Origin of the sequence: Deinococcus terrestris, from assembly GCF_009377345.1 — a bacterium.
GTDB lineage: Bacteria > Deinococcota > Deinococci > Deinococcales > Deinococcaceae > Deinococcus > Deinococcus terrestris.
Genome location: NZ_WBSL01000011.1, coordinates 42,164 through 57,630, shown reverse-complemented (window position 1 = coordinate 57,630; position 15,467 = coordinate 42,164). Strand labels below are relative to the sequence as shown.

The window sequence follows — 15,467 nt, the reverse complement described above, 5'->3', positions numbered from 1 at the left end:
GATAGCTCAGCGTGAAGCGGTGGTAGAGCCACACAGCGTAGCCGATGACCGCGAGGGGGAATCGGTAGCCGGGAAGCTTCTCACCACTGTGCACCGCGTCACCCTACCCCAACAACTTGCCACAACCGCACCTGACTGTTGAGCTGAGTGGGCTGGCGCGCACGCGCCAGCTCCTCGACACACTGGCAGTCCGTGAATATGAGCGGGTGTTGTGCGGGCCTCCAGGCCCGGCCATTCCAGTCGCCGAGGTCACGCTGGTAACCCTGGGGAGTCCGGCGATCCTCGTCAACGGTCAACGCGTCCGGCTCCAGATGAAGAAGTTCGTCGAGGTCCTCGTCTTCCTGCTCCAGCAGAGGGAGACCACGCTGACGACGGTGCAGACGGAAGTCTTCAGCGATGTTCCCCCGGCACGCTCCAAGAACTACATCCATCAGGTGCGCCATGAACTCAGGCGGCTGGTGCCCGGACTCTCCGTGCCTTACAACCCCACGACCCAGACGTACCGGGTGCATTGCGAGGGGGTACACCTGACGTGGGACTGGCAGCAGGCGCGGGATGCCTTGCTGAGTTCAGAGCGGGATGTCATGCTGACGGCTAACCTCAATGTTAGAAATTTCCTACAGGACTCGGACAGCGAATGGGTGGAAACGGAGCGTGAGCGCATGAGCCGCTGGATCGTTCGGGTCGGTCTGGAAACGATGGATGCCTGGTACAGCGCAGGCGACTACGCCAAGTGTGTCAAGCTCGCCCAGAGACTCATCGAGATCGACCCGCTTGACGAGGGGCTGCATGACTTCCTGATTCGCGCGACGGCGCAGGTGAGCGGTGTCAGTGCTGCGCGAGCGATCTACTGGGAGAGTCGGACCCTCTTTGCCCGCGAGGTCGGGCATATTCCACCTCTGCTGGACACACTGGCTCAGCAGCTCCAGCAGTCACACTGACACGCTGACAACAATCCCGCTTGAAGCAAGACTTCGTGCTGGACGGAAAAAACAGCGTTATGCCGGTTCGCCGTTCCATTGCTACCGCGAGGCCGCCTCCTTGAACACGCCCATGATCTCGTACCCGCCGCGCTCGGCGAACGCCCGCAGGCCCCGTTCCTGGCGGTCACAGGATTGGTCCCCCGTGGAGACCCGGCAGTAGATAGCAGCGCGCTGTCCCATTTGAACCTCCCGGAATCGAGAGCTGTTTTTGCTCGTGCTCATCATGCCTGTGAGCTGTCCCCTTTGAAGGACTGTTCAACTGGGACACGCTGACCTGCAGGTCGGAATGCGGCTTGACTGTGCCCGCCTCATGCGGCTCTACGTTAGGTTCGCTGACGGCGACCTCATTAACACCACCTGCCATTCTTCACCTGGAGCTGACCGGCGTGCCCAGTCTCTTCTTCATCCTGTTTCGCGTCCTCACGCGCCGTGCAACTCCCAAGACCGAATCGAAAAGCGCCTGACTACACAGTGGCAGGCGTTGGCGTGGAAGAGCGATTGCTGTGAGGTTCCCGCAAGAGGTAGGGTGCTTTTACTCGCGCAGGCGCCCATCGACGATGCTCACCACGCGGTCGCAGAGGTCCAGCACCCGCTCGTCGTGCGTGACCATCACGGCGGCCTTGCCCCGCTGACGCACCTGCCCGGCGAGCAACTCGACGACCTCCCGGCCACGGGCGCTGTCCAGGCTGGCGGTGGGTTCGTCCGCGAGGATCAGGTGCGGGTCGTTCATCAGGGCGCGAGCGATGGCGACCCGCTGCCGCTGCCCGCCGCTCAGCGCGTCCGGGAGGTGACGGGCACGCCCGGAGAGGCCCAGCAGCCCCAGCAGGTCGTCCGCCCGCGCCTGAACGTCGCGGCCACGGAGCCCCGCGAGGTGCGGCACCAGGGTGAGTTGCTCGCGGACGTTCAGGTAGGGAATCAGGTTGCTGCTTTGCAGCACGAAGCCGAGGTGTTCCAGGCGGAAGGCGGACAGCGCCCCCTGAGGCAGCGCCGTCACCTCCTGCCCGGCGATCTTGACCTGCCCGGTGGTGGGGCGCAGCAGCGCACCTGCGATGGACAGGAAGGTGCTCTTGCCACTGCCGCTGGGGCCATTCACGGCGACCAGCTCGCCGGGGCGCACGTCCAGCGTGACGGGGTGCAGGGCGGTGATGGTGCCCTCGCCGTCGCCGTAGGTCTTGCTGACCTCGGAAAGAGACAAGACGGGCGTGGTAAGGGGCGCGGAGGTGATGCGGGGGCGCTGGGACGTGGCAGTCATGTCAGGCTCCTGAAATGCGGCGAGAGGATCAGACCGGGAGGGGGTCTCCCGGCCGGGGGGGTCAGGCGACGGTGCCGATGGCGATCAGGGGATCGACCCGGGCGATGCTGCGGAGGCTCAAGAGGCTGCTGAGGGCGGCGACACCGATCAGGAGGGCCGAGGCGGCGAGCAGGACGGAGGGCGTAAGGGCGAAGGGAATCCCCGCCGGAAGCAGCGTCACGAGGCCCAGGGTGATCAGCGCGGCCAGGGCGACGGCCAGGGTCGTGAGCAGCAGCATCTGCGCGACCAGGCTGCCCGCGAGGGTGCGGGTGCTGGCCCCGATGGCCCTCAACAGGCCGAACTGCGGCGTCTTTTGCAGGGTCAGGACGTAGAAGAACACGGCCATTACAAAGGCGGCGACGACCACCAGGAAGACCTGGATCATCGTCAGGCTGCCCTGCTCTTCCTTGTAGCCGGGCAGGACCTGGAGGGTCTGGGCGCGGGTCAGGACACCCAGCCCGTTCACCTGCGCGAGCCGGTCGGCCGTGGGCGCGTCCGTTTTCAGGGCGACGGCATTCACGGTGCTCCCCGTATGGAGCAGACGCTGATCTTCTTGGCACCGGTGCAGGTGTGGGAGAAGGTGCGGTCACTGATAGAGGTCGGGGCAGCGGCGCTGGCACTCCCCACGAAGGCGGCGGTCAGAAGCAGGAGCTTGGAGTTCACACCTTGAGCAGAAAGACTCCAGTGTCCGCTTCCCGTGGAGTCATGCCGCCTGCTTCATCGACCTTGAGACCGACGGGGTAGACCATGACGAGGATGAAATCTCCTTTCATGGACCTTCAGGGGTGCTCCAGCCGGGCGATCAGCTCGCGGCTTCGTTCGTCGGTTCGCAACTGGTCTAGCAGCTCGCCAAGCTCCCCCGCGCCACTGCCCTCCACCTCCCGCAGGGCCGTGAGGTAGATCCGTTGCGAGAGACCCGACAGCCCCAGAAACTTCCCCACCGGGTCAGTGCCCAGACGGGGCAGGTTGACCGGCCAACTTGAAAGCAGTTCGCTCATTCCATGCCTTTCATCGCGCTGTCACGGGAATGACCGTCAGTTCCTGAACGCCAGGCTGGCGAGCTGGGCCGAGTACCGGCCGGGAGCGGTCTCCTGTAAGGTCAGCACGCCGGTCAGCTCGTTCTTGTCCTGGTCCGCGAAACGCCAGAGGCTCGTGACGGTCTTGCCCGTCGTACTCCTGTTCAGCAGGGTCCAGCCGGTGGCTTTGAGCTGGACGCTTACGGGGTCCAGCAATTACACGGCTTTCAGGGGAGCCACACCGTGTGCGCCGCGCTGCGGTCAAGCAGGACAGTGAGGTCGCTCACGGGATGGGCTTCGTCCCCGCGTCGAGAAAGCGGCGCACTTCGCCCAGCCCGGCCGGGGCGGTCATCACTTCACGGCTGGGCCGATGAATTAGCGCGGGCGTGGTGCGCAGGCCGTGTGCCCGAGCGAGCGCCTCGAACTCCGCTGGGTGCTGCTGGCGGTGCACGACCTCGATCTGCCCTATGAACTGCCCTTTCAGGGGGCCAGCCAGCATCCGCTCCAGGCGCTCACAGGTGGGGCAGTGGTCCTGGGTCAGCAGGACGAAGGGCGGGTCAGTCATGCGACACCCGCCCACTGGCCGACTGGCCGGGGAAGCCGCCTCCCCACAGTTCCGCGATATCCCCGTCCGTCAGGGGTTCCACGCCGATCTTGGCGTAACTGCTGCCCTTAGCGCTGAAGAAGTCGTGCGTGGTCCCCTGCGCCCGGATGCCGTTCTGGACCACCGGATGAATCTCCTCGTCAGGAAAGGTGTGCTCTAGGCCGAGGTTGTCGGCCAGCACGTTGAAATTGTAACGGAGAAAGCGTTTCACCTCGTCCGTGAGGTTCACACGGGCGTACAGCACCTCGGTGTAGGCCAGCTCGTTCTGGTACAGCGTGTCCAGGGCCTGGCGGTACCAGGCTTTCGCGTAAGTCTGCTCAGCCCCGTTCATGGCGTCGAACTGCTCCTGGGCCAGCAGGGCCACATACACCCCGTGCAGCGCCTCGTCCAGGATAATCAGGTTGAAGATCTCGCCCGCTGACACCATGCGGCCCTGCCCGGCCAGGTACAGGGGGTAGAAAAAGCCGCTGTAAAAGAGCGCCGTTTCCAGCATGCATGACACCACCAGCTTCTTCCAGAGGCCCAGCCGGGACACGTCAGGATCGGCGAACACGTCCCCGATGAAGCCGATCTTGAATTGCAGGTGCGGCTGGGTCCGCACCCACCCAAACACCTCGCGCTCCTGGCTGGTCGTCAGGAAGGTCTTGTTCATCAGGCTGTAGCTGCGGGCGTGAATGTCCTCCATCATCCCTTGGAATTGCAGGGTGGCCTTGCGGATGTGGCCGCCTACCAGCCCGCGCAGCGTGGGCATTCCGACCTCGCCCTGGAGGGTGTCCAGCGCGTTCAGCCCCGCCGAGGCGTGAATGTAGGTCCAGCGCTCGTCGTCGCTCAGGCTCTGCCAGACCAGCGCGTCGTTCGTCAGGGGAATCTCGTCGGGGAACCAGAGCTGAGAGGTGTACTTCTCGTAGAAGGTCGCGGAAAAGTGGTCTTCGGGGTCGGACCAGTTGGTCGCGGAAAAGGGCATTTGGGACATGGGTTTCCTTGAAGTCGGGGAGGCTACACCACGCAGCTCAGGCAGTCCTGCACGCCCGTCTTGCGCAGACGGGTGTAGTACAGGGTCTTGAGGCCCAGGCGGTAGGCGTACAGGTAATAGCTTTGCAGCATTCGGGTGGTGACCGTGCTCGGCACGAAGAGCGTGCAACTGATGCCCTGGTCCACGTGCCGCTGCGCGGCGGCCACCGTGTCCAGCACCCGGCGTTGATCCATGTCGTAGGCCTCCTCGTAGTACCACTCGGTGGTTTCACTGAGGTGCGGCATGGGGTAGATGGTGCGGGCCTTGTTGCTGGTGCGGGTCTCGACCTTCTCGGTGATCGGCATCAGGCTGGCGCTGGCGTGCGACACGTAGCTGATGCTCCCAGTGGGGGCCACCGCCATCACGAAGGAGTGGGCGAGGCCGTGCTGCCGGATGTCCTGAACGAGCTGTCGCCACTCCTCACGGGTGGGCAACGTGTGGCCCCCGAACAGTGCAGTCACCTCCGGCGTTTGCGGCAGGAAATCGCGCTCCAGGTACTGCGCGAAGTGCTCGCCGCTCTGATAGCGGCTGCCCCCGAATCCCTCGAACACGAAGCCGGTGTCGCGGGCAATCTCCATACTCGCCTTGCGGGCATGGTAGTGGACGGCAGCGAAGAACACGTCCACGAACTCCAGCGCCTCGGGGCTGCCGTACACGATCTCGCTTTTCGCCAGGAAGGAGTGCAGGCCCATCGCCCCCAGGCCGACCGAGCGCATCTCGTCGTTGGCTTTTTTCACAGCGGGAACTTCATGCACGCTGGTCGAGCGTGCCACGTTGTCCAGCAGCCGCACCGCCGCGCGCACCACCCGCCCGAGGTCACGGCTGTCCATGGCCTGCTCGATCACCAGCGAGGCCAGGTTGCACGACACGTCCAGTCCGATCCGGTCCTCGTGCTCCTGACCGTAGGCATGAAAGGTGCTGGGCAGGGTGGGCTGGAGGATTTCCGAGCAGAGGTTGCTCATCTTGATGCTGCCCACGTTCGGAATGGGATTGGCGCGGTTGGCGTTGCCCTCGAACAGCAGGTAGGGGTAGCCGCTCTCCCCCTGGGTGAGGGCGATGTCCTCCAGCACCCGCCGGGCCGAGACGCGCTTCTTGCGGACGCGCGGGTTGTCCGCGAGCGCCTGATAGTCGCGCGTCCAGTCGATGTCCGTGAAGTCCTGTCCGGTCTCCTGCGCCAGCGAGTGGGGGTAGAACTGGTAGATGTCTTCGCCCGCACGAACCTTTTCCATGAAGACGTCGGGAATGGTGGCTCCGACGGAGAGGGTCTTGAGGCGGGCGTCCTCGTCGGTGGCGATCTTCTTGGCGTTCAGGGTGTCCAGAAAGTCGGCGTGCATGACGCTGAGGTAGATCGCCCCGGCCCCCGGCCGCTGCCCCGCCTGATCGGCGTACCGAAGCATGTTGTCGAGCATCTTCGCCACGCCCATCACGCCCTTGGTGACGTTCTGAATCCCGCGCAGGCTCTCGCCGCGGGCTCGCAGGTTGCTGAGGTCCACCCCGATGCCGCCGCCCCCCTTGCTGAGTTCCGCCACAAAGGACAGCGTCTTGGTGATGGAATTCAGGTTGTCGGTGCAGTCCTGAAGGAGAAAACAGCTCACCAGGCGGCCCGTGTTCGCCTTGCCGCTGTTCATCAGGGTGGGGGTGGCGGGAGTGAAAGTCTGGGTCACCAGATGGTGCACGAGTTCCAGCGCGTCCTCGACAGTCTCCGAGCGGGCCAGGGCCGTGACAGCCATGCGGTCCTCGTAGCGCTCCAGCCACCTCGTGCGGTCGGGGGTCATGCCAGCGTACTCGCTGTAGAACTTGTAGGCACCCATGAAGGCCCGGAAGCGGAACTTGTAGCTGTAGGCGCGGTCAAAGACCGCCTGCACCTCTTGCGGCGCGTACCGCTCGAAGACGCTGGCGTCCCAGATGCCATGCTCGGTGAGGTAGCGGATTTTCTCGTTCAGGTCGTGGAAGAAGACGGTATTCGGGTTGACCTTCTCCTGAAAGAAGACCTGCAAGGCGCCGAGGTCGTGCCGGGTGTCTATCTGGGTGCCAGCCAGCACCTTGTTGTTCAGTTCGGTCCAGGGGTCCATACGTTCTCCGTAAGCGTGAGTGGGGAGGGGGCGTGCTGGTGGGTCAGCACCCACCGGGCAATCTGGATCACGTCGGCATCGGTGCCGCTCTTGTTCACCTTCGCCACGACGGGCACGTGGTACTGCGTGGCAATCAGTTCCGCCGCGCGGGCGAAGTGCTCGCCCCAGTGGTATGAGCCGCTGGCCACCACGCCCAGTAGGTGTGGGTGATGCCGGGCGAGAAAGGCGCGGGTGGAGTCAGGCACCGCGCCCCGATGAAAGGTGTACGTCAGCAGCAGGAAGTGGCCTCTGGGCGCGTCCCGGCGGAGATCGAGCACCTCGACGCCGCCGACCTGCCGGGCCACCCGGTCCGCCAAGCGGCGCACATTCCCGGTCAGGGAATCGAAGACCAGTTGCACGGAGTCAACCTTTCAGGGGTGCCGGGGGCAATGCCGAAGCGGGGTGGCCGAGTTCCGCGTCGAAGGCCCGCATGTCGGCGGCGAGCGCATTCACCACCCGCCGCACGTCCTCCTCAGTCAGGAGGTCCCGTTCGTGCAGCACGGCCAGCAGTTCGAGCATCATCGCTGTGCCGCCCCGGCCACGGGCCACACCGGTCAGCAGCAGGGGCCAAGGGTGGTCAGCGGCCATCGGTCGCGCCCTCCAAGGGTGGAACGTCTGTGGGCTGTCCGTCGTCCCCCAGAGCCACCAGAACGAAGGTGCCGGTGCAGCCCAGCTCACGTGCGGGGCTGTCCATCTGCTCGATCAACAGGTCCACCCGCACAGTCATGCTGGTGCGCCCGGTGGCGACGACTCGGGCAATCAGTTCGACCAGGGTGCCCTGCGGAATGGGGCGGCGGAACTCCATCGCGCCCAGGTGCCGGGTCACCACCTTGCGGCGGCAGTGGCGCGTGGCCGCGATAAAGGCGGCGCTGTCCATGTAGGCCAGTGCCTCTCCGCCAAAGAGGGTGCCGTGGTGGTTGGTGGTGCCCGGAAATACGACGTGCGTGATCCGGGTCTCGCTCGGGGCGAAGTGGGACGGGTCCAGCGGGTGAATAGCAGTGGCATTCACGCTGCCAGGCAATTCGGTCATCAGGTCGGCTCCAGTGAAAGCGGCAAAAGGTGACGGCAGCACCGGCGGGTGGCCGGTGCCAAGAGATGCCAATAAAGAAGACGTACCCCGCCCAGGGCACGTGAGGTTCAAGGTCAACTTTGCAGCATGGATCCGCCTGACGCCCCTGACGCGGGGGCACGCGAGAAGACGTTCTCCGCGAGGCGAGCGTTCGGACTGTGACCGTAGCGCGACTGTGCCGGACTGAACCCCCATTTCACGGCTTGGGGGCGTGACCGGACTTCCCTCGGTTCCTGCGGAGGCTTTCAAGGTGAAAGCACTAGTGGATACTAGATGTTGTACCGCTCTGGATCAAGAGGTCCAGACCTTGACTTGGAAGAGAAGCATGACACCCGGAGGCCCCAATCAATGGCAAGGACCACTCGCAGGGGAGGTGCCCCTTTGGCGGATGAGGCCCAGCAGGGGACAGGCCCGGCGATCCTGTCTAACCCTCTTGCGCGTGGGCGGTGCTTCCCTGACACAACCCCATACAGCAGTCGGCTGAGAACACGGCCCCTGAGCAGCCGAGATCCTCTCCTGGCGAACGATCCATCCGTAGCCACCCCACGCTGCGGGTCTCAGTGGGTTCAGCCTCCGGTCTCATCCCCTAGCAGCCCCAGTTCCATCGCCCGCCGCACCGCCTCGGTGCGGTTGCCCGCGCCCAGCTTCGCCAGGATGTTGCTTACATGGACCTTCACGGTCCCCTCGCTGATCCCCATCTGCTGCCCGATGCGTTTGTTGGGCTGTCCGGCGGCCAGGGCGCGGATCACCTGCACCTCGCGCTCGGTCAGGGCACCGCTGGGTTCCAGGCGGGCGGGCACCCGCAACTGCTGCGCGAGCGCCTGGGCGACGCGGGGATGGATGACCTTCTCGCCCCGGTGGACGCGCCACAGCGCGTCCAGAATCTCGTCGATCTCCGCGCTCTTGAACAGGTAGCCCGCCGCCCCGGCATTCAGACCGCCCGTCATGTCTTCCACCTCCTCGAAGGTGGTCAGCAGCACCACCGGGGGACCATTCCTCCGGCGAAACTCTGCCGTCGCCTGGATACCATCCATCACCGGCATCCGCACGTCCATCAACACCACGTCGGGATGCAACTCACCTGCCAGGTGCAGGGCCTGCTGTCCGTTCTCGGCCTGGGCCAGCACCTGAACGTCGTCTTCCAGGTCGAGCAGTGAGGCCAGACCCTGCCGCACGAGCGGTTGGTCATCCACGATCAGGACCCGCAGGGGCGTCACGACTGGGCGGGGATAGGCAGGGTCAGACATACCTCGAAGACCTCCTTGTCTTGAGTCACCTGAACTGAACCGCCCAGCGCCTCGAAACGCGAACGCAGTCCGGCCAGGCCCGCGCCCCCGCGTCGGTGTTCGCTCCAGCCGTGCCGGGCGAGGTTCAGGGGATTGCGGACGGAGAGGGAGAGTTGCCGGTCGTCCCCGGACAGCCGGGCCGCGATGGGCTGCCCGGGCGCGTGCTTCTGGGCGTTGGTCAGGGCCTCCTGCAAACCCCGGTACAGGGCGAGTTTATGCGAGGACGGCAACTCGGGTTCCTCGCGCGCCAGGCTCAGGTTTACCTGGGTAGGCCAGGTCTGGACCAGATCACGTAAGGCTTGGTGCAGCGTGCCGTCGAGTTGCGGCACCTTCAGGGTGGACACCACCTCCTGAAGCTGTTCCAAGGCCTCACCACTGCGGGCCATCACGTTGTTCAGGGAAGTCGTGACCTGGGGATCGGTGCCGCCCGCCCTCTGCTGGAGCTTGCGGACGCGCTGAGCCTCCAGCCGCAGGGCGGTCAGTTGATGCCCCAGCGTGTCGTGCAGCTCCCGCGAGAGGTGGGCGCGTTCCTCCAGAGCCGCGTGCCGCAATTCCAGCGACCGGTAGGCCTGCAACTCACGGTAGGCTCGGCGCAGGGACACCTGTTTCTCCTCGTTCTGGAGCATGAACTCGAACGCCGCGTAGGTGAAGCCGCCCTGGGTCAACGTGACGACCACCAGCCCCAGCAGACCGAACCATTCCTGCGGGCTGGCGAGGGTCGGCAGCGGGGGAATCAGGGTGTAGATCAGCAGGCTGCCGACGAACAGGGCCGTGAACAGGCCGAGGGACTGGCGCAGGGTCAACCAGTAACGCGCCACGATGGGCGTGGCCATCAACACCGCCGCCGGGCGGTCCACCCAGACCGCCAGGATGGAGAACGCCAGCGTGCCCAGGATCAGCAGGGCTTGCTCTGCCCGCCCACGTTCACCGGGCCGGATGGCCCATAGAACCGCCGCGAACCACAGCACCGCCACCACCAGGCGCAGCAACACACTCCCGGCGTCCAACAGAGGCAGTGTGGCCGTTTCCGCTGGATTGAGGACCAGGCTGCGCAGGAAGGTGACCAGTATGCCCAGGCCCGCGAACAGCACGATGGGGGTTACCCGGGGACGTTGGAGAAACGCCTGGACCTCCGGGCGGTTCAGATACGCGCGCACCATCATGGTGATTCTGAGAGGTGGAAGGACGGCATGACAGGACAGTTTAAAGTCCAGGATGATGCCGCGCGTCTGCCGGGGGCGTACGTCGAAAGATATAGGCGGCCTATGTCTTCTGGGAGATGGCAGATGGGAGGACGCTGAGTAGATTGCTGACGTATGAAAACGAAAGCACTGCTTCTGTCGGCCCTGATCCTCGTCCCCTCCGCTGGCGCTGCCGCTGTGCAGGCTGCTCCCACGCAGGACTTCCGTGTGCAGACTGGTAAAGCTCTGGCGGCTCCTGCCCAGGACTTCCGCGTGAGCTACACCAGTACTGCGCTGAACACCACGCCCACCATCTTCGCCAAGTCCAACCTGCCCCAGGCGCTCAACGATGAGGAACTGGATGAGGTGACGGGTGAAGGCGGACCTGTCTCTATCTCGACTCTGGGTGCCGCCGGTGGAATCATTGGGGGCGTTGGCGCGGCTGTGAATGAGGGAGCGAAGGCCCTGTCAAATTATGTCAAGACAGGTGAGACTAAAACGACCTGGAGTGAAGTTGGGACAAATGTCGGGGCAGGCATCCTGGGAGGGATTGCTACGGGTGTTGTTGGCGGCCTGATCGCCCCCTTCTTCTAAGAACTGCTGTAATCCTCCACTGCCTGCGGATTCCAGAGCAGCTTGATCCGCAGGTAATACTTTTCCTAATACTCTGATGGCAAAGGAGATAATGTCGTGAGCAAGATACTACAGTTTCTCATTTTGCTGGTAGCTGCGATCTTCTTCATGTCAGTAGCTCAGTGGGCTTTATCGGGTAAGTACAGTGTATCTTCTATGTTAGTGCCTGCTATAATGACCTCATTTTTACTAACTTTTTTCATCAACTTTAGAAGGTAAGACCTGGCATGGAATGAATACTCCTCACCAGACAAACCAGTCCGTCGTCGGCCAGACCACCGACTTCACTTGTGGTCCAGCCGCCCTCGCCACCCTGCTGACCCACTACTACGGGCGGCCCGCATCCGAGGAAGCCTTTACCGAGCGTTCCATCACCGAAAGCAGAAACGCACCTCTTCAAGGGCGCACTCTTTGAAGAAGTCAAGATGGTCTTCGGAAAGTTTTGACTAACCTATGTCGTTGTATCAGTCGCATATCTCTTGATTGGATACGTTATAGACGGCAGAAGGGTAGGGTTTGAAGGATTCCTTGCTAGTGACCTGATAATTAAATCAATTATCCTCGGCATAGTGATCTTGGTAATAGTCTTCGCGGATTGGAATAGCAGGGTTTTTCAGAGGTGAATCATGCGTCTGGACCATAGATTGAGAAGCTTGCGGATTGCGACAGGTGTGTCTGTTCTGCTGCTTGCCTTTGGTACGAGCGCAACTGCACAAGGACAGGATTACCGCACCCTCCGCTACCAGTCCGTCATCGGCCAGACCTCGGACTTCACCTGTGGCCCTGCCGCTCTAGCCACCCTACTCACCCACTACTACGGGCGGCCGGTGTCCGAAAAAACCTTGACCGAGCGTTCCGTCGCGGACATGCAGGCACGCGGCAAGGAAGTGGTAGAAGGCATCACCCTGCTCTCGCTCAGGAACGCCCTGACCACCGAGAACGTCCCCTCGGCAGGGTACAAGCTCACGCTGGAGCAACTGCGCGGCGTGATGGAAGCGGGGCTGCCCGTCGTGGCGAACGTCGTCTACCCGAAGGGGCACTACTACTTGGTGCTGGCAGTGGACGACCAGAACGTGCTGCTGGCCGATCCCAGTTGGGGCGTGCGGTCGCAACCCATCGCCAACTTCCTCAACGCCTGGAACGGTGTTGTCTTGATGCCGCAGCCCTCCGAAGCGGAAGCCGCTCAGGCCCGCGCACAGGTGAGGCAGCAACTCAGCAAGTACCGCGAACGAATCGAACGTCTGAAAACAGGAGCCTGACCATGTTCAAGAACAACCTCTGGCGGGCGGGGCTGCTGGCCTCGCTCGTTTTTCTCAGCGTTGCTGGAGCGCAGACCCTTCAGCCCATCGACCCCCTCCAGCGGCCCCGGACGGGCGCGGGCAGCGCCAGTTTCAGCATCAGTGCCGGATACGCCCCCGACCTCCGGCAGACACCGGAGGGCCTGACTTCCAGCGTCTCGGGCGGGCTGGGCCTCAGCGCCAGCTACAACGTGACAGAACGCTTCGCGGTGACGGCCTCCACCGGTATCGGGGGAGCCAGAACCCGGACCTTGAATGGGGAGATGGTGGCTGCGGCGTCCGACGTGAACTGGAACGGCCTGGATGTAGGGGCGCAGTACACCTTCGGCGGGCGGTATGCCCCAGCGGTGGGCCTGGACGTGTCCCTGCCTCTGGCGGGGGGCGGCTGGGCTGTCACGGGCAGCACGTCCGCCTCGCTGCTGCGTGACCCGGTGATTCTGGACGGCACGCTGGCCGCAACCTGGCGTAGCGAGGGGGCGCCGTCCCTCAGCGCTGGGCTGGGCGTCGGCTTCGTGGTGAACGAGGCCGTGACGCTGCGGGCGGATGCCATTCAGAGTCTGACCTTTGGCACCCTGACCGTTCCCTCAACCACGCTGGGACTGGGCGGGGCGTACAAGCTCGACGAGCAGAACAGCCTTCAAGCCCGCACGACCCTGAACGTCACCGGGGGCCGCACGACCACCGGCCTGAGCGTGACCTACCTGTACCGCCCTTGAGGTCGGCCCATTTCCACTGCACCTGCATACGGCCTATGTCTTTCGATATAGGCCGTTGGTGCATAGGCAGGGTGTGCGCTGCCCGGTAGCGTCAGGGCATGAAGATGATCGCCCGTCACCTGCTGTCTGCCGCTACCCTCTCCGCGCTGCTGCTTTCCGGTTCCGTGCAGGCCGGGGGAGCTGGTGCGCCGCCCGTCGCCCGTCCCGCTGTCCCCGCCGTGCAACCCGCCCAGAATCAGTCTCAGGATGGCCGCGCCCTACTGGACAAGGCACTGAAGGCCAACGGGGGCGAGGCGCTCCGGGGACTCCGCACCACGCAGCAGCGGTCCGAGATGACCTTCGTGGATGCCCAGGGCCAGCCGGTGCTGGTGCTGCCCATCAGCAGCAGCGTGGACTACGCGAACGGCTGGGTGCGGGCCACCACCTCCCAGGGCGGGCAAGTCGTCAACGAGCAGTTCCTCACGCCCCAGGGCGCGTTCGTGTTCACGCCCCAGTCGGGCACGGTCCCGCTGCCTCGCCAGGAGGCCAAGAGCCTGACCGACTCCTTCTTCTATGGCGCCCCCGGCCTGCGGCTGGGCAACCAGGGCCGTGATTCAGTGAAGAACCTGGGTGAACAGACCTGGCTCAAGGTGGAGGGTCGGGACATCCGGGGAACTGTGCTGGAGGTGGTGACCAGGAGCGTCAAGGCAACATACCTGCTGAACTCTCAGGGATTGATCGTGGCCGAGCGGTACCCAATTGAGGGCCTGGGCGAGGTCATCTCGGTCTACGGCAACTTCCAGGAGATCGGCGGCGTGCAGGTGCCGGGGATGACGCTGGGCTTCGCGCCGAACGGCACCCTGCTGTACGTCATCAAGGACCTGGATACCCAGATCAACGTGACGCTGCCTGCCGACACGTTCAAGGTGCCGGAGTGAAGAAGGCAGCCCTGGTCCTGGCCCTCGCGCTGATCCCCAGCGTGCAGGCCGCTCCCGCCCCTGCCGCCACCGCCCAGGACCTGTTCGACGAGGTGATCTACCAACTCGCTTCCTTTTACAGCGGGCCGTCTGATGTGCGGGCGGGCGACCTGCGCCGCAAGTACCTGCCCGAGGTGCAGAAGCTCTGCGACGGCAAGCCCGAGTGTGCGGCGGAGCAAGCTTATGGGCTGATTGAGCAGATGCTGGGCGACCTGAAGGACGCGCACACCAACTTCTACACGCCGTCCCAGTTGGAGGAGGTGGGCAAGCTGCTGCTGGGCGAACAGGGGCAGCGCCGGACCTTCGGGGCCGTCACGGAGGCCCTGGGTACGGGTGGGCGCGTGGTGCTGGAGGTGCTGCCCGGGTCCGCCGCCGAGCGGACCGGGTGGAAGGCCGGGGACGTGCTGCGGCGGGTGAACGGCGTGGCGCTGGACGGTCAGGCCGGACAGGCCGCCCTGGGCCGGGCGTCGGCCCGGGGCACACCCGCCCGCTTCGAGGGGACGCGGCAGGGGAAGACGATGAACACGGCGCTCACGGCGGCTCCCCTCCAGGTTACACCGGTCAGCCTGAGCCTGCGGGCTGATGGTCTGGCGGTGCTGCGTCTGAGGCATTTCAACACGCCGGGCGTGGGGCAGCAGGTCCACGATGCCCTGCGGAAAGTGCAGGCGGCGGGAACCAAGGGGGTCATCCTGGACCTGCGCTGGAACAGTGGTGGACGCGTCGAGGAGTTCCTGCTGAGCGCCGGGGCGTTCACCGACCCCGCGCCGCTGTTCCTGAAGACCCGCGTCGATACGGCGAAGATCGGATACGGCGCGGGCCGGTATCTGGTGAACGGCAAGGCGCAGGAACAGCCCAGGATCAAGACTCCGGCCCGGTACACGGGACCGCTGGTGGTGCTGGTGGACGAAGGCACGGCCAGTTCCGCCGAGTTCCTCACCCGGACCCTGCTGGGACGCCCCTCGACCCAGGTGATCGGGGAGACCACCGCCGGAGTGGGCGACACCGCGACCCGCTTCGTGCCTCTGACTGATGGCTCGGGGTTGCAACTGACCTTCGCCCGGATGCTGGACGCCCGCGAGCAGCCGCTGGGGACCCGCATCACGCCGCAGGTGGGGGCCAGCGTGGACCTGGCCGGACTCACCCGCACTGGCCGGGACAGCGTGGTGGAGCAGGCCGCCACGCTGCTGAGCAGATAGCACCTCACTGGGCGGGCCTGACCACCATCCCAGTGAGGGCCACATGGGGTTCCGCGTGTCCAGCGGCGGCGGTCTGCCACGGGTGGGCACTTCTCTGACGCCGGACCTGAAGGCG

At 64.7% G+C, this 15,467-nt stretch carries 21 protein-coding genes; 7 read left to right on the top strand and 14 right to left on the bottom strand.

The window, feature by feature from the left end:
* The first annotated feature begins 116 nt into the window (after nt 1-116).
* A complete protein-coding gene (locus tag F8S09_RS14835; protein WP_152872242.1) occupies nt 117-941 on the top strand; it encodes an AfsR/SARP family transcriptional regulator in 825 nt (274 codons plus the stop codon).
* 81 nt (nt 942-1,022) lie between these two features.
* Here F8S09_RS14835 and F8S09_RS14830 read toward each other — a convergent pair whose 3' ends face one another.
* From F8S09_RS14830 to F8S09_RS14770, 14 genes are all read right to left on the bottom strand, one after another.
* The gene (locus F8S09_RS14830) at nt 1,023-1,163 is read right to left on the bottom strand and encodes a recombinase family protein (RefSeq protein WP_227978725.1); all 141 of its coding nucleotides are present in this window, start codon (nt 1,161-1,163) and stop codon (nt 1,023-1,025) included.
* A 352-nt stretch (nt 1,164-1,515) separates the two neighbouring features.
* Nucleotides 1,516-2,235, bottom strand: a complete 720-nt coding sequence (locus F8S09_RS14825; RefSeq protein ID WP_104992325.1) for an ABC transporter ATP-binding protein — start codon at nt 2,233-2,235, stop codon at nt 1,516-1,518.
* A gap of 61 nt (nt 2,236-2,296) precedes the next feature.
* Nucleotides 2,297-2,794, bottom strand: coding sequence for an FtsX-like permease family protein (locus F8S09_RS14820; protein WP_194165374.1), 498 nt, complete (start codon nt 2,792-2,794; stop codon nt 2,297-2,299).
* Nucleotides 2,791-2,937 (bottom strand): hypothetical protein, encoded by a 147-nt coding sequence (locus F8S09_RS17740; RefSeq protein WP_158680008.1) that lies wholly within the window; start codon nt 2,935-2,937, stop codon nt 2,791-2,793. The genes F8S09_RS14820 and F8S09_RS17740 overlap by 4 nt, the downstream gene beginning before the upstream one ends.
* A 116-nt stretch (nt 2,938-3,053) precedes the next feature.
* Nucleotides 3,054-3,272, bottom strand: a complete 219-nt coding sequence (locus F8S09_RS14815; protein WP_104992324.1) for a hypothetical protein — start codon at nt 3,270-3,272, stop codon at nt 3,054-3,056.
* A 36-nt stretch (nt 3,273-3,308) separates the two neighbouring features.
* The gene (locus F8S09_RS14810) at nt 3,309-3,506 is read right to left on the bottom strand and encodes a hypothetical protein (protein ID WP_104992323.1); all 198 of its coding nucleotides are present in this window, start codon (nt 3,504-3,506) and stop codon (nt 3,309-3,311) included.
* Between the two features lie 67 nt (nt 3,507-3,573).
* Complete coding sequence (locus tag F8S09_RS14805) at nt 3,574-3,855, bottom strand: thioredoxin domain-containing protein (RefSeq protein ID WP_104992398.1); 282 nt, start codon at nt 3,853-3,855, stop codon at nt 3,574-3,576.
* Nucleotides 3,848-4,867 carry a ribonucleotide-diphosphate reductase subunit beta gene (locus F8S09_RS14800; RefSeq protein WP_104992322.1) on the bottom strand — a complete coding sequence of 340 codons (1,020 nt, stop codon included), beginning with the start codon at nt 4,865-4,867 and terminating at the stop codon, nt 3,848-3,850. The genes F8S09_RS14805 and F8S09_RS14800 overlap by 8 nt, the downstream gene beginning before the upstream one ends.
* A gap of 23 nt (nt 4,868-4,890) precedes the next feature.
* Complete coding sequence (nrdE, locus tag F8S09_RS14795) at nt 4,891-6,978, bottom strand: class 1b ribonucleoside-diphosphate reductase subunit alpha (RefSeq protein WP_152872241.1); 2,088 nt, start codon at nt 6,976-6,978, stop codon at nt 4,891-4,893.
* Entirely contained in the window at nt 6,957-7,376 is a 420-nt protein-coding gene (locus F8S09_RS14790; protein WP_322618861.1) for a ribonucleotide reductase stimulatory protein, read from the bottom strand. Before F8S09_RS14790 ends, nrdE begins: the two co-directional genes overlap by 22 nt.
* A 4-nt stretch (nt 7,377-7,380) precedes the next feature.
* A complete protein-coding gene (locus F8S09_RS14785; protein WP_152872240.1) occupies nt 7,381-7,605 on the bottom strand; it encodes a hypothetical protein in 225 nt (74 codons plus the stop codon).
* Complete coding sequence (locus tag F8S09_RS14780) at nt 7,595-8,047, bottom strand: acyl-CoA thioesterase (RefSeq protein ID WP_152872239.1); 453 nt, start codon at nt 8,045-8,047, stop codon at nt 7,595-7,597. Before F8S09_RS14780 ends, F8S09_RS14785 begins: the two co-directional genes overlap by 11 nt.
* Nucleotides 8,048-8,652: 605 nt before the next feature.
* Nucleotides 8,653-9,333 (bottom strand): response regulator, encoded by a 681-nt coding sequence (locus F8S09_RS14775; protein ID WP_152872238.1) that lies wholly within the window; start codon nt 9,331-9,333, stop codon nt 8,653-8,655.
* On the bottom strand, nt 9,300-10,532 hold the full coding sequence (locus F8S09_RS14770; RefSeq protein ID WP_194165373.1) for a sensor histidine kinase: 1,233 nt from the start codon (nt 10,530-10,532) through the stop codon (nt 9,300-9,302). Before F8S09_RS14770 ends, F8S09_RS14775 begins: the two co-directional genes overlap by 34 nt.
* A 156-nt stretch (nt 10,533-10,688) precedes the next feature.
* On the opposite strand from F8S09_RS14770, the gene F8S09_RS14765 reads away from it, so the two are divergent.
* The 6 genes from F8S09_RS14765 (at nt 10,689) to F8S09_RS18275 (ending at nt 15,352) form a co-directional block, all read left to right on the top strand.
* Nucleotides 10,689-11,147 (top strand): hypothetical protein, encoded by a 459-nt coding sequence (locus F8S09_RS14765; protein ID WP_152872236.1) that lies wholly within the window; start codon nt 10,689-10,691, stop codon nt 11,145-11,147.
* 271 nt (nt 11,148-11,418) lie between these two features.
* Nucleotides 11,419-11,601, top strand: coding sequence for a cysteine peptidase family C39 domain-containing protein (locus F8S09_RS17735; protein ID WP_194165372.1), 183 nt, complete (start codon nt 11,419-11,421; stop codon nt 11,599-11,601).
* Between the two features lie 211 nt (nt 11,602-11,812).
* Nucleotides 11,813-12,445 carry a C39 family peptidase gene (locus tag F8S09_RS14755; RefSeq protein WP_152872235.1) on the top strand — a complete coding sequence of 211 codons (633 nt, stop codon included), beginning with the start codon at nt 11,813-11,815 and terminating at the stop codon, nt 12,443-12,445.
* A gap of 2 nt (nt 12,446-12,447) precedes the next feature.
* Nucleotides 12,448-13,200: an outer membrane beta-barrel protein gene (locus F8S09_RS14750; RefSeq protein WP_152872234.1), complete on the top strand. Its 753-nt coding sequence runs from the start codon at nt 12,448-12,450 to the stop codon at nt 13,198-13,200.
* Between the two features lie 98 nt (nt 13,201-13,298).
* Nucleotides 13,299-14,117 (top strand): hypothetical protein, encoded by an 819-nt coding sequence (locus tag F8S09_RS14745; protein WP_152872233.1) that lies wholly within the window; start codon nt 13,299-13,301, stop codon nt 14,115-14,117.
* Nucleotides 14,114-15,352 (top strand): S41 family peptidase, encoded by a 1,239-nt coding sequence (locus tag F8S09_RS18275; protein WP_152872232.1) that lies wholly within the window; start codon nt 14,114-14,116, stop codon nt 15,350-15,352. The genes F8S09_RS14745 and F8S09_RS18275 overlap by 4 nt, the downstream gene beginning before the upstream one ends.
* Nucleotides 15,353-15,467: the final 115 nt, after the last annotated feature.